The organism is Kosakonia radicincitans DSM 16656 (assembly GCF_000280495.2).
Classification (GTDB): domain Bacteria; phylum Pseudomonadota; class Gammaproteobacteria; order Enterobacterales; family Enterobacteriaceae; genus Kosakonia; species Kosakonia radicincitans.
In genome coordinates, this window is sequence record NZ_CP018016.1 from 1 (window position 1) to 14,109 (window position 14,109).

The 14,109-nt window shown below is 54.3% G+C and carries 12 protein-coding genes; 9 read left to right on the forward strand and 3 right to left on the reverse strand.

Translation table 11 applies throughout. The features are described 5' to 3' along the window. The 6 genes from dnaA to Y71_RS00035 all read left to right on the forward strand — a co-directional run bounded on the left by dnaA (nt 1) and on the right by Y71_RS00035 (nt 8,537). Entirely contained in the window at nt 1-1,398 is a 1,398-nt protein-coding gene (dnaA, locus tag Y71_RS00005; RefSeq protein ID WP_007369397.1) for a chromosomal replication initiator protein DnaA, read from the forward strand. Nucleotides 1,399-1,402: 4 nt separating this feature from the next. Then, entirely contained in the window at nt 1,403-2,503 is a 1,101-nt protein-coding gene (dnaN, locus tag Y71_RS00010; protein ID WP_007369398.1) for a DNA polymerase III subunit beta, read from the forward strand. Nucleotides 2,504-2,643: 140 nt separating this feature from the next. Beyond that, on the forward strand, nt 2,644-3,717 hold the full coding sequence (recF, locus tag Y71_RS00015; protein ID WP_007369399.1) for a DNA replication/repair protein RecF: 1,074 nt from the start codon (nt 2,644-2,646) through the stop codon (nt 3,715-3,717). A 28-nt stretch (nt 3,718-3,745) separates the two neighbouring features. Continuing rightward, on the forward strand, nt 3,746-6,160 hold the full coding sequence (gene gyrB / locus Y71_RS00020) for a DNA topoisomerase (ATP-hydrolyzing) subunit B (RefSeq protein ID WP_007369400.1): 2,415 nt from the start codon (nt 3,746-3,748) through the stop codon (nt 6,158-6,160). 222 nt (nt 6,161-6,382) lie between these two features. Beyond that, nucleotides 6,383-7,195, forward strand: a complete 813-nt coding sequence (gene yidA / locus Y71_RS00030; protein ID WP_007369401.1) for a sugar-phosphatase — start codon at nt 6,383-6,385, stop codon at nt 7,193-7,195. A gap of 115 nt (nt 7,196-7,310) precedes the next feature. Beyond that, on the forward strand, nt 7,311-8,537 hold the full coding sequence (locus Y71_RS00035; protein ID WP_007369402.1) for a YidR family protein: 1,227 nt from the start codon (nt 7,311-7,313) through the stop codon (nt 8,535-8,537). 1 nt (nt 8,538) lies between these two features. On the opposite strand, the gene Y71_RS00040 is transcribed toward Y71_RS00035, so the two are convergent. After that, nucleotides 8,539-8,868 (reverse strand): YceK/YidQ family lipoprotein, encoded by a 330-nt coding sequence (locus tag Y71_RS00040; protein ID WP_007369403.1) that lies wholly within the window; start codon nt 8,866-8,868, stop codon nt 8,539-8,541. Nucleotides 8,869-9,179: 311 nt separating this feature from the next. Between Y71_RS00040 and ibpA the strand changes: the two genes are divergently transcribed. After that, nucleotides 9,180-9,593: a small heat shock chaperone IbpA gene (ibpA, locus tag Y71_RS00045; protein WP_007369404.1), complete on the forward strand. Its 414-nt coding sequence runs from the start codon at nt 9,180-9,182 to the stop codon at nt 9,591-9,593. A 111-nt stretch (nt 9,594-9,704) separates the two neighbouring features. Then, nucleotides 9,705-10,133 (forward strand): small heat shock chaperone IbpB, encoded by a 429-nt coding sequence (gene ibpB, locus Y71_RS00050; RefSeq protein WP_007369405.1) that lies wholly within the window; start codon nt 9,705-9,707, stop codon nt 10,131-10,133. Nucleotides 10,134-10,175: 42 nt separating this feature from the next. Here ibpB and oxlT read toward each other — a convergent pair whose 3' ends face one another. Then, entirely contained in the window at nt 10,176-11,438 is a 1,263-nt protein-coding gene (gene oxlT, locus Y71_RS00055) for an oxalate/formate MFS antiporter (protein WP_035886828.1), read from the reverse strand. A 276-nt stretch (nt 11,439-11,714) separates the two neighbouring features. Here oxlT and Y71_RS00060 point away from each other — a divergent pair, with 276 nt between their 5' ends. Beyond that, nucleotides 11,715-13,376 (forward strand): putative transporter, encoded by a 1,662-nt coding sequence (locus Y71_RS00060; RefSeq protein ID WP_007369408.1) that lies wholly within the window; start codon nt 11,715-11,717, stop codon nt 13,374-13,376. Here Y71_RS00060 and Y71_RS00065 read toward each other — a convergent pair. Beyond that, nucleotides 13,323-14,090, reverse strand: a complete 768-nt coding sequence (locus Y71_RS00065) for a GntR family transcriptional regulator (protein ID WP_035941965.1) — start codon at nt 14,088-14,090, stop codon at nt 13,323-13,325. The two genes, Y71_RS00060 and Y71_RS00065, sit on opposite strands and share 54 nt — an antisense overlap. Between the last annotated feature and the right edge of the window lie 19 nt (nt 14,091-14,109).

Consider the following 14,109-nt stretch of genomic DNA (forward strand, 5'->3'; position numbering starts at 1 on the left):
GTGTCACTTTCGCTTTGGCAGCAGTGTCTTGCCCGATTGCAGGATGAGTTACCAGCCACAGAATTTAGTATGTGGATACGCCCGTTGCAGGCGGAACTGAGCGATAACACGCTGGCACTGTACGCGCCAAACCGTTTTGTGCTCGATTGGGTAAGAGACAAATATCTTAATAATATCAATGGACTGCTGAATGAGTTCTGCGGCCCGGATGCCCCGCAGCTGCGTTTTGAGGTGGGTTCCCGCCCGGTCAGCCAGTCGCTGAAAGAACCTGCGACAATCGCTGCGCCCGCACAAGCGGCGCAGGTCGTCGTTCAGCGTGCAGCGCCGGCAGCGCGTCCTGGCTGGGACAATGTTCCTGCGCCGGCAGAGCCGACCTATCGTTCCAATGTTAATGTGAAACATACCTTTGATAACTTTGTTGAAGGTAAATCCAACCAGCTGGCTCGCGCGGCGGCTCGCCAGGTTGCGGATAACCCCGGTGGTGCCTATAACCCGCTGTTTTTATATGGCGGTACAGGTCTGGGTAAAACGCACTTGCTGCATGCGGTGGGTAACGGCATTGTGGCGCGAAAGCCGAATGCCAAAGTGGTGTATATGCACTCCGAGCGCTTTGTCCAGGATATGGTAAAAGCCCTGCAAAACAATGCGATCGAAGAGTTTAAACGCTACTACCGCTCCGTTGATGCCCTGCTGATTGACGATATTCAATTCTTTGCCAATAAAGAACGATCCCAGGAAGAGTTTTTCCACACCTTTAACGCGTTGCTGGAAGGCAATCAGCAGATCATTCTTACATCGGATCGCTATCCGAAAGAGATCAATGGCGTTGAGGATCGTTTAAAATCTCGCTTTGGCTGGGGCTTAACGGTAGCGATCGAGCCGCCGGAACTGGAAACCCGCGTTGCGATCCTGATGAAAAAAGCAGATGAAAACGATATTCGTCTGCCGGGCGAAGTGGCCTTCTTTATTGCCAAGCGCCTGCGCTCGAACGTGCGTGAGCTGGAAGGGGCGCTGAACCGCGTGATTGCCAATGCTAACTTCACCGGTCGTGCGATCACTATCGATTTTGTCCGTGAAGCGTTGCGCGATCTGCTGGCGCTACAGGAAAAACTGGTCACCATTGATAATATTCAAAAGACAGTGGCCGAGTACTACAAGATCAAGGTTGCGGATCTTCTCTCCAAGCGTCGATCCCGTTCGGTAGCCCGTCCGCGCCAGATGGCGATGGCGCTGGCAAAGGAGCTGACTAACCATAGCCTGCCGGAAATCGGTGATGCTTTTGGTGGTCGCGACCATACTACCGTGCTGCATGCCTGCCGTAAGATTGAGCAGTTGCGTGAAGAAAGCCATGATATCAAAGAAGATTTTTCCAATTTAATCAGAACATTATCTTCGTGACGCTATGAAATTTACCGTTGAACGTGAACATTTATTAAAGCCGCTGCAACAGGTTAGCGGCCCATTGGGCGGTCGCCCGACGTTGCCTATTCTCGGTAATCTGCTGCTTCAGGTTACTGAAGGCGCGCTGTCGCTGACCGGCACCGATCTTGAAATGGAGATGGTGGCGCGCGTTGCGCTGGTTCAGCCGCATGAACAGGGCGCAACCACGGTACCGGCGCGTAAATTCTTCGACATCTGTCGCGGTCTGCCGGAAGGGGCGGAAATCGCCGTGCAGCTGGAAGGCGAGCGTATGCTGATCCGTTCCGGGCGCAGCCGTTTCTCGCTATCCACGCTGCCCGCTGCGGACTTCCCGAATCTGGACGACTGGCAAAGCGAAGTGGAGTTCACGCTGCCGCAGGCCACGATGAAGCGCCTGATCGAAGCGACACAGTTCTCCATGGCGCATCAGGACGTACGTTACTACTTAAACGGCATGCTGTTTGAAACCGAAGGCGAAGAGCTGCGTACCGTGGCCACTGACGGCCACCGTCTGGCGGTCTGTTCGATGCCAATTGGCGAATCATTGCCGAACCATTCGGTGATCGTGCCGCGTAAAGGCGTGATTGAGTTGATGCGTATGCTTGATGGTGGCGATACGCCGCTGCGCGTGCAGATTGGCAGCAACAATATTCGTGCGCACGTCGGTGATTTCATCTTCACTTCCAAACTGGTTGATGGCCGTTTTCCGGATTATCGTCGCGTTCTGCCGAAGAATCCTGACAAAACGCTGGAAGCTGGCTGCGATTCGCTCAAGCAGGCATTTGCCCGCGCGGCGATCCTCTCCAACGAGAAGTTCCGTGGTGTGCGTCTGTATGTCAGTGAGAACCAGATCAAAATCACCGCCAACAACCCGGAGCAGGAAGAAGCCGAAGAGTTTCTCGACGTCACCTACGCTGGCAGCGAAATGGAAATCGGCTTTAATGTCAGCTATGTGCTGGACGTACTGAATGCGCTGAAGTGCGAGAACGTACGTATTCTGCTGACGGATTCAGTTTCCAGCGTGCAGATTGAAGATGCGGCCAGTCAAAGCGCGGCCTATGTCGTCATGCCAATGCGTTTGTAGAAAAGTATCGGGCTATCTTACTTGTTATTCTGGCTCCGGGCAGTGCTCGCAATCCTCACGTACTTCAGTACGCTCCGGTTGCTGTGCGCTGGCCGTAACCAGACTAACTGCGACGATAACGCCCTGGTGATGAGTAAATCATGTCGCTAACCCGATTACTGATCAAAGATTTCCGTAATATTGAGAATGCAGATCTCGCATTATCTCCCGGCTTTAATTTCCTCGTCGGCGCCAACGGCAGTGGTAAAACCAGCGTGCTGGAAGCTATTTACACGCTCGGTCATGGCCGGGCGTTTCGCAGTTTGCAAATCGGCCGCGTTATTCGTCATGAGCAGGAATCCTTTGTTTTACATGGGCGATTGCAGGGCGAAGAGCGAGAAACCTCAATTGGTTTGACCAAAGATAAGCTCGGCGACAGCAAGGTGCGCATTGACGGCACCGACGGTCACAAAGTCGCTGAACTGGCTCTGCTGATGCCGATGCAGCTCATCACCCCTGAGGGGTTTACTTTGCTCAACGGCGGCCCCAAATATCGAAGAGCGTTCCTTGACTGGGGTTGTTTTCACAATGAGAGCGGTTTTTTTACCGCCTGGAGCAATCTCAAGCGCCTGCTGAAGCAGCGCAACGCCGCATTGCGCCAGGTGAGCCACTATGCGCAGCTTCGTCCGTGGGATAAAGAGTTGATCCCGCTGGCGGAACAGCTAAGCCGCTGGCGTGCCGAATACAGTGCCGCCATTGCGGAAGATATGGCAGATACCTGCCGCCAGTTTTTACCGGAGTTCTCCCTCACTTTTTCGTTTCAGCGCGGGTGGGAAAAGGAGACCGATTACAGTGAGGTGCTGGAGCGCAATTTTGAGCGCGACCGCATGCTGACTTACACCGCTCACGGTCCGCATAAAGCGGATTTCCGCATCAGGGCGGACGGTGCGCCGGTTGAAGATACGCTGTCTCGCGGGCAGTTAAAACTCCTGATGTGCGCGCTGCGTCTGGCGCAGGGCGAGTTTTTAACGCGTGAAAGCGGACGACGCTGTTTATACCTGATAGATGATTTTGCCTCCGAACTTGATGACGAGAAGCGCGGCCTGTTAGCCAGCCGGTTAAAAGCCACGCAGTCACAGGTTTTTGTCAGCGCGATCAGCGCCGAGCACGTAATGGACATGTCGGACAAAAATTCGAAGATGTTCACCGTGGAAAAGGGTAAAATAACGGATTAACCCAAGATAAAATGAGCGAGAAACGTTGATGTCGAATTCTTATGACTCCTCCAGTATCAAAGTCCTGAAAGGGCTGGATGCGGTGCGTAAGCGCCCGGGTATGTATATCGGCGATACGGATGACGGCACCGGTCTGCACCATATGGTATTCGAGGTGGTAGATAACGCTATCGACGAAGCGCTCGCAGGGTACTGTAAAGACATTGTCGTCACCATCCACAGCGATAACTCTGTCTCTGTACAGGATGACGGCCGTGGTATCCCGACCGGTATTCACCCGGAAGAGGGCGTTTCCGCAGCGGAAGTGATCATGACCGTTCTGCACGCAGGCGGTAAGTTCGACGATAACTCCTATAAAGTTTCCGGCGGTCTGCATGGCGTAGGTGTTTCCGTGGTTAACGCCCTGTCGCAGAAACTGGAGTTGGTGATCCAGCGCGACAACAAAGTCCACCGTCAGATTTATGAGCACGGCGTGCCGCAGGCTCCGCTGGCGGTCACCGGTGAAACCGAATCGACTGGTACGATGGTGCGTTTCTGGCCAAGCTATGAAACCTTCACCAACGTCACCGAATTCGAATATGAAATTCTGGCGAAACGCCTGCGTGAGTTGTCCTTCCTCAACTCCGGCGTTTCTATTCGCCTGCGCGACAAGCGCGACGGCAAAGAAGACCATTTCCACTATGAAGGCGGCATCAAGGCGTTTGTTGAGTATCTCAACAAGAATAAAACGCCGATCCACCCGAACATTTTCTACTTCTCCACGGAAAAAGACGGTATCGGTGTGGAAGTGGCATTGCAGTGGAATGACGGCTTCCAGGAAAACATCTACTGCTTTACCAACAACATTCCGCAGCGCGACGGCGGTACTCACCTTGCTGGCTTCCGCGCGGCGATGACTCGTACGCTGAATGCCTACATGGATAAAGAGGGCTACAGCAAGAAAGCCAAAGTCAGCGCCACCGGCGACGATGCCCGTGAAGGCCTGATTGCTGTGGTTTCGGTAAAAGTGCCGGATCCGAAATTCTCCTCGCAGACCAAAGATAAACTGGTCTCCTCTGAGGTGAAAACGGCGGTTGAACAGCAGATGAATGAACTGCTGGCTGAGTACCTGCTGGAAAACCCGTCCGACGCGAAAATCGTGGTCGGCAAGATTATTGATGCGGCGCGCGCCCGTGAAGCTGCGCGTAAAGCTCGTGAAATGACCCGCCGTAAAGGCGCGCTGGATCTGGCCGGTCTGCCGGGCAAACTGGCTGATTGCCAGGAGCGTGACCCGGCGCTGTCCGAGCTCTACTTAGTGGAAGGGGACTCGGCGGGCGGTTCTGCGAAGCAGGGCCGTAACCGTAAGAACCAGGCGATTCTGCCGCTGAAAGGTAAGATCCTCAACGTTGAGAAAGCACGCTTCGACAAGATGCTCTCTTCGCAGGAAGTGGCGACGCTTATCACTGCGCTGGGCTGCGGTATTGGCCGCGATGAGTACAACCCGGACAAACTGCGCTATCACAGCATCATCATCATGACCGATGCGGACGTCGATGGCTCGCACATCCGTACGCTGCTGTTGACCTTCTTCTACCGTCAGATGCCGGAAATCGTTGAGCGTGGTCACGTCTACATCGCTCAGCCGCCGCTGTACAAAGTGAAGAAAGGCAAACAGGAACAATACATTAAAGATGACGATGCGATGGATCAGTATCAAATCGCCATTGCGCTGGACGGCGCAACGCTGCACGCCAACGCCAGCGCACCAGCTCTGGCCGGAGAGCCGCTGGAAAAACTGGTTGCCGAGTATAACGCTGCACAGAAAATGATCGGTCGAATGGAGCGCCGCTTCCCGCGTACGCTGCTGAAAGCGCTGGTGTATCAGCCGACGCTGACGGAAGCCGATCTTTCCGACGAACAGAAAGTGTCTCGTTGGGTGAACGCGCTGGTTACCGAGCTGAATGAGAACGAACAGCACGGCAGCCAGTGGAAGTTTGATGTACGTGAAAACAGTGCGCTGAGTCACTTCGAGCCGATCATTCGCGTGCGTACGCACGGCGTCGATACCGACTATCCGCTGGATCACGAGTTTGTTACCGGTGGCGAATATCGTCGTCTGTGCACGCTGGGTGAAAAACTGCGCGGCCTGATTGAAGATGATGCCTTTATTGAACGCGGCGAGCGCCGTCAGCCGGTCACCAGCTTTGAGCAGGCTTTGGACTGGCTGGTGAAAGAGTCCCGCCGCGGTCTCGCTATCCAGCGTTATAAAGGTCTGGGCGAGATGAACCCGGAACAGCTGTGGGAAACGACCATGGATCCGGAAAGCCGCCGTATGCTGCGCGTGACCGTGAAAGACGCCATCGCTGCTGATCAGCTGTTCACCACACTGATGGGCGATGCCGTTGAGCCGCGTCGTGCGTTTATCGAAGAGAACGCCCTGAAAGCGGCGAATATCGATATTTAACGGCTTACAGGCCGAATTGTAGGCCGGGTAAACGCAGAGCCACCCGGCGAAAAGCGCCTGAGGCGCTGCGCTTATCAGGCCTGGAGGCTGAATCCTCCGTTTTATGGCGAAAAAGGGGAATCCCGGTTCCCCTTCCTGTCCCCCTTTTCACCCCGTCGCGCTGCTGTTTTTTGAGCGGAATCGCGTTAGCATGGGTCCTGAAAAATCTCATCTGGGGATCTCATGGCTATAAAACTTATTGCAATCGATATGGACGGCACGCTGCTGCTGCCGGATCACACCATCTCTCCCGCCGTTAAAAATGCTATCGCCGCTGCGCGCGAGCGCGGTATTAACGTGGTGCTGACCACGGGCCGACCCTATGCGGGCGTTCACAGCTACATGAAAGAGCTGCATATGGAGCGGGAAGGTGATTATTGCATCACCTACAACGGCGCACTGGTACAGAACGCCATTGACGGCAGCACGGTAGCGCAAACGACGTTGAGCTATGATGATTACCGCTACCTGGAGAAACTCTCCCGCGAAGTTGGTTCTCATTTCCACGCCCTTGATCGCAATACGCTTTACACCGCAAACCGGGACATCAGCTACTACACGGTGCACGAATCTTACGTGGCAACGATTCCGCTGGTGTTCTGCGAGGCAGAAAAGATGGATCCCGCAACGCAGTTCCTCAAAGTGATGATGATTGATGACCCGGTGATCCTCGATCAGGCTATTGCCCGCATCCCGCAGGAAGTGAAAGAGAAGTATACCGTGCTGAAAAGTGCGCCGTACTACCTCGAAATACTGGATAAACGAGTCAATAAAGGCACCGGTGTGAAATCCCTTGCCGAGGCGCTGAATATCAAGCAGGACGAGATCATGGCGATTGGCGATCAGGAAAACGACATCGCAATGATCGAATATGCTGGCGTGGGTGTGGCGATGGATAACGCCATTCCATCGGTGAAAGAAATCGCGAACTTTGTCACCAAATCCAACCTTGAAGACGGCGTTGCTTACGCCATCGAGAAATTTGCCCTGAACTAAGCGATTCTCGCAGGCAGGAGCGCATTGCTCTTGCTTGTGGCTTTCCGAATCGTAGTCATTTCCCCTCGGATCCATTACTCTGAAGCGCTTACTCCGCTTCCGGGTTTATCCGCTAATGAAACAACTCACCTTCGCTGCGCGTCACCATCAACTGACCAATATTCATAGCTGGACACCAGACAGCCAGTGGCTGGTTTTCGATGTTCGCCCCTCCGGCGCATCGTTTACCGGGAAAACCATTGAGCGTGTCAATGTGCACAGTGGTGAGGTTGAAGTGCTGTATACGGCAACGGACGGCGCGCATGTTGGTGTGGTGACGGTCAGCCCACAGGCGGAAAAATATGTTTTTATCCATGGCCCGGAAAACCCTGACGACAACTGGCAGTATGATTTTCACCATCGCCGGGGCGTTATTACGGAAAAGGGCGTAACGCGGAATCTGGATGCGCTGGATATCACCGCGCCTTACACGCCGGGCGCGCTGCGCGGCGGCACGCACGTGCATGTGTTCAGCCCGAATGGTGAAAACGTCAGCTTTACCTATAACGACCACGTTATGCATGCGCTTTCTCCGGCAAAAGATCTGCGTAATGTCGGCGTTGCGGTGCCGTTTGGCCCGGTAACGCCGCCCTGCACACATCCGCGTGAATATGGCGGCAGCCACTGGTGCGTACTGATCAGCCGCACAACATCCACGCCCGTGCCGGGCAGCGACGATATCAATCGTGCTTACGAAGAGGGATGGGTTGGCAACGACAGGCTGGCGTTCATCGGCGATACGCTTTCGACAGGCGGTGAAAAAGTGCCGGAGTTGTTTATTGTCGCGCTGCCTGGCGATGAACAAGGCTGGAAAACCGCAGGTGATGCGCCGCTGGCGGGCAGCGAACAAACTCTGCCCGCGCCGCCAAAAGGCGTGGTGCAAAAGCGTCTGACATTCACTCACCAACGCCGTTATCCTGGCTTAGTAAATGTGCCGCGCCACTGGGTGCGCAGCAATCCGCAGGCCACGCAGATTGCGTTTTTGATGCGTGATGAGCGCGGTATTGTGCAGTTGTGGTTGATAAGCCCGGACGGCGGTGAACCGCGCCAGTTAACTTTTACTGCCGGTGGTATCCAGTCGGCCTTTAACTGGCATCCCTCCGGCGAGGCGCTGGGATTTGTACTGGAAAACCGCATTGCGCTATGCGATGCCGGGCGCGGTGACATCACCTTTTTGACATCCGATCACGTAAATCCACCGTCTGCCGATGCCGTGGTGTTTTCACCAGACGGGAAGCTGATCGCCTGGATGGAAGAGGTGGAAGGCTTCCGCCAGCTGTGGATGACGGAAACCCGACTGTAAATCAGGGAGCAGGCATGGGCGCTGGCGGGATCACCGAGTTGGTCGCCAGGTTTGCCTGTTCGCTCTTTTCAACCCGTGATTTGATGGAATCATCCTTGCGGAAGAGATCCCACGGCAGCAGTAAGGTGTCCATGACAGCGGTAAAAGGCATATCCAGTACCACCAGCGACTTGGTGCCAATGCCAGTTTCATCATCGGAAAGCATGGCCGAACTGGCGCGCGTTCCAGGATAAACCCCTTCTTTGCCGCCCGTATGCGACATGACGCTTGAGCAACCTGACAACATCATTCCGTAGAGCAAAACAGAAACTATAAGCGTTGTTTTCATCATCGATTAATCATCGTTGTTTGTAGTTTGAATGCTACTCAGGCGGTTATAGCCTCCCTTTTGGGAAAGGGATAGCATTCGGGTTCCGCTCTGTGGCGGTACTCGCACTTTGTCCTTTTGTGCTGTGATCCCAGTCTATGCATTGCGCCAGAAAGTGCAAAAAAAAGTCGGTATTCCACCCTTGAAATCAGACCCGTCAGCCATATTTTAGGAATGTAACCAAGAAACACGCCGGAAGGGTGTTGGGTTACGGTAATGGCCTGTTCCTTGTGGAAGGCATGGAAAAATCTCGCTGATTTCAGGAGCTTTTAAGTATGCGTAATTTCGATCTCTCCCCGCTTTATCGTTCGGCTATTGGTTTTGACCGTCTGTTTAATCTGCTGGAAAACAACCAGAACCAGAGCAATGGCGGTTACCCTCCGTACAACGTTGAATTAGTGGATGAAAACCACTACCGCATCGCCATTGCTGTGGCCGGTTTCGCTGAGAGCGAACTGGAAATCACCGCGCAGGACAACCTGCTGGTGGTGAAAGGCTCCCACAGTGACGAGCAAAAAGAGCGTACTTACCTCTATCAGGGCATTGCTGAGCGCAACTTCGAACGCAAATTCCAGCTGGCGGAAAATATTCACGTCAATGGCGCCAACCTGGTGAACGGCCTGCTCTATATCGATCTGGAACGCGTGATCCCGGAAGAGAAAAAACCGCGTCGCATCGAAATTAACTAATTGTTCCGGGTTGCCACTGGCGGCCCGGTCCCGACATGCTCGCCGACAGGGGGCATATGTGAGCCATTGCGCTCGCAGGTATTCACTCGCTTCTTAGAAGGAGAAACACTCATGCGTAACTATGATTTATCCCCGATTTTTCGTCAGTGGATTGGCTTCGACAAACTGGCTAACGCCCTGCAAAGCACCACTGAACAGCAGTCTTTCCCTCCTTACAACATTGAGAAAGGCGACGATAACCACTACCGCATCACCCTTGCGCTGGCCGGTTTCCGCCAGGAAGAGCTGGATATTCAGCTGGAAAATAGCCGCCTGACCATTAAAGGCACGCCGGAAAAACCGGCCAACGAGCCGAAATGGTTGCATCAGGGGTTGGTGATACAGCCGTTCAGCCTGAGCTTTACGCTGGCCGACTTTATGGAAGTCTCCGGCGCGACCTTTGCCAACGGTTTGCTGCATATCGATCTACTGCGTAACGTGCCGGAAAGCGCGGCGCCGCAACGGATTGCCATCAGCAATCGACCGGCGTTAAATAGCTAACGGCTGCAGAACAAAAGGCTCCGCATACGGAGCCTTTATTGTTTATGCGTGAACGCGCTGCAAAAAACGCTGCCGCCAGGGTTTGAGCACGAAAAAGGCCAGCAGCGCGCAGAGAATATCAAGCGTGATGGCGCAGCCAAACACCAGATTCCAGCTTCCCGTTTGCTGATACATCAGCGCCGCCAGCGGCCCGCCAAAGATGGAACCAATCCCCTGCGAAATATAGAGCCAGCCGTAGTTCGCTGTCGCATGCTGCGTGCCGAAGGTATCGGTTAGCGTGGCGGGGAAAAGTGAAAAAATCTCGCCCCAGCCGAAAAAAACCACCCCGGAGAGCAAAACAAACAGCAGCGGATCGTCTTTGCACAACAACCACAACGCCATCGCACAGCCTTCCAGGCCAAAAGCGATAAACATCATATTTTCGCGACCGATGCGGTCAGAAATATAGCCGCACACCGGGCGCGTCAGCCCGTTCATAAAGCGGTCGATGGTCATCGCCAGCGGCAGCGCCGCCACGCCCATTACGGTCACTGCGGTAATACCGAAATCTTCGGCGAAAATCGCCATCTGTGAAGTGACCATCAGCCCGGAGGTGGACATCATGGTCATCATCACAAACATCAGCCAGAACAGCGGCTTGCGTAGCATCTCTCCTGGAGAAAAACTTTTATCACTCATCGCCAGGCTACTGTTGCTCTCCTGCGTGTTGAGTGTTTGCGGCGCGCGTAGCCCCTGGCTGGCAATAAAACCAATGACCGCCATGACCAGCCCGAACTGCCAGAGCGTGTTTTCCAACCCCTTCGCGGCCAGCGATTGTGTGACCGGAAAGGTGGTCAGAATCGCGCCCATGCCATAGCCCGCCGCCACCATCCCTGTGGCAAATCCGCGTTTTTCCGGGAACCAGCGCACCATCAGACCCACCACGCCGATGTAAACAATCCCGGTGCCAAGGCCGCCCAGCACGCCGTAATAGAGATAAAGTTCGCTCAGGCTACTGATGGTTGAGGTCAGCATCCAGCTTACGCCGCTCAGCACAGTACCAATGGCAATTAACCTGCGCGGGCCGAACTTATCGATCAATCGCCCCTGAAAAGGTGAGAAGAAGGTTTGCAAAATGATCAACAGGGAAAAGGTGAGCTGAATTTCCGCCAGCGGAACGTTCAGCTTTGCCATAAAAGGGCGCGTAAACAGCGCCCAGACATATTGCGGGCTGGAGATGGAGATCATACACAGCAAGCCCAGCGCTAACTGGGTCCACTTTTTCTGGCTGGTAACCACTACGTGAGTCAGTGTTGTATTTGTCATGCCGCCCCCTGTTTTTAACAAAAGTGGGCTTTTGCATTAACCATGCCATAACCTATTGTTGTGTCTGACATTCCCGGAATGCTTAGCAGGCGCTCGGTTTTTTCCGCCCGTGTCGGTAAAAGGGTGTGCTTTTGTTCAGGGCAACGGTTTTCTGCTGGTGCAATCTTCGCCACATTCTGAGGCAAATAAATTCCATACACTGTGTAAGGGGTAACCTATACAGCTATTACGGGTTCTGCCAAACTCCTTGCAGTCATCATGTACAGGGAAAAGATCATGAGTGATATTGCCTTAACGGTAAGCGTACTGGCGCTGGTGGCCGTTGTCGGATTGTGGATCGGCAATGTGAAGATCCGCGGTGTGGGTTTCGGTATTGGCGGTGTGCTGTTTGGCGGGATAATTGTCGGCCACCTTTTAGATAAACTGGGTATCACTATAAGCGGTCAGATACTGCTTTTTGTGCAGGAATTTGGCCTGATCCTGTTTGTTTATACCATCGGCATCCAGGTGGGCCCGGGGTTCTTCGCTTCTTTACGCGTTTCTGGCCTGCGCCTGAATCTGTTCGCTGTTTTAATCGTTGTTCTCGGCGGTCTTGTCACCACCATTCTGTATAAACTTTTTGCCATTCCGCTGCCAGTGGTGCTGGGGATTTTTTCCGGTGCGGTCACCAATACGCCAGCGCTTGGCGCTGGGCAGCAAATCCTGCGTGATTTAGGCATTCCTGGCCCGCAGCTCGACCAGATGGGGATGAGCTACGCCATGGCGTATCCGTTTGGTATTTGCGGTATTTTGCTCAGTATGTGGCTGCTACGCGTGTTGTTTCGCGTTAATGTCGATGAAGAGGCGCGACAGCACGACGCAACGCTCAGCAATGGCACTTCACTGATCCGCACCATCAATATCCGCGTGGAAAACCCGAATCTCAACAATATGGCGATTCAGGACGTTCCCATTCTTAACAGCGATAAAATCATCTGCTCGCGTCTCAAACGGAATGATTTACTGATGGTGCCCTCGCCGGGCACGCTGATTCAGTCCGGAGATTTGTTGCATCTGGTGGGGCTTCCGAAGGATCTGCATAACGCGCAGTTGGTGATAGGCAAAGAAGTTGATACCTCTTTGTCGACGCGCGGCACGGATTTGCGCGTCGAACGCGTGGTGGTAACCAACGAAAAAGTGCTGGGGAAAAAAATCCGCGATCTGCACTTCAAGGAGCGCTACGACGTCGTGATTTCCCGCCTGAACCGCGCCGGTGTGGAGCTGGTAGCCAGCAGCGATGCCAGCCTGCAATTCGGCGATATCCTTAATCTTGTCGGGCGTCCGGCGGCAATCGAAGCGGTGACTAACGAGGTCGGCAATGCCCAGCACAAGTTGCAGCAGGTACAAATGCTGCCGGTGTTTATTGGTATTGGGCTTGGCGTTCTGCTGGGATCGTTGCCGTTGTATATACCAGGGTTTCCGGCAGCGCTGAAGCTGGGTCTCGCGGGCGGGCCGCTGATTATGGCGTTGATTCTTGGGCGAATTGGTACGATCGGCAAGTTGTACTGGTTTATGCCGCCCAGTGCGAACCTGGCGCTGCGAGAACTGGGCATTGTGCTGTTCTTGTCGGTGGTGGGGCTGAAATCGGGCGGTGATTTTATTGCCACGCTGACCCAGGGCGATGGGTTGAAATGGATGTGTTATGGCATTCTTATCACCGCCATTCCGCTGATCACCGTCGGTTTACTGGCGCGAATGCTGGCGAAGATGAACTATCTGACCCTCTGCGGCATGCTGGCCGGGTCGATGACCGATCCGCCGGCGCTGGCGTTTGCCAACGGCCTGCATGCCACCAGTGGCGCGGCGGCACTCTCGTATGCGACGGTTTATCCGCTGGTGATGTTTTTACGTATTATCACCCCACAGCTTCTGGCGGTACTGTTCTGGGGGATGGGTTAATGGCGTTCCGGCATGAACACGGCGCAGGTGGTAATCCACCTGATACTCGCTGGTGTTGCGGAACATCACTGAGTAGTTAAGAAATTCGCCGCTGTCGCTGTAGGAGAGTGAAGTAATACGCAGCAGCGGCGTTTGTTCCGCCACGTTCAGCAAGCTGGCCACCTGTTTATCGGCCAGCACCGGCGTCAGGCTCTCGTAGTTACCGCTGATGGTGATTCCGCACTCCTTCTCGATATAATCGAATTTCGACCCCTCCAGATGCCCCAGCGACAGCGTACGGAACAGCTTCACCGGCATATAGCTGTCTTCCAGCATCAGCGGCTTTCCCTCTACGTAGCGAACCCTCCGTGAGAAGTAGATCCGTTCGTTAATTTGTATGCGCAACTGGCTGGCAATGGCTGGCGGGGCCGGCATCACTTCGAACTGCAAAACCTGGCTCTGCACCTCTTTGCCCTGTCGGCGCAGCACTTCTACCAGCCCGGTCAGATTGGTGGTTTCATGGTGAACATCTTTGCGTGCGACAAATGTCCCGCTGCCGTGACGGCGTACCACTAATCCCCAGCCCACCAGCAGATCAACCGCCTTGCGAATCGTCATTCGCGCCACGCCAAACTCCAGCGCCAGCGCCTTTTCGCCCGGTAACGGGCTGCCGATATTGTAATCCGATGAATTGAGCCGCAGGCGTAATCGCTCAGCAATAGATTTGTAGATCACCTGTAGACCTCTCTGCCCC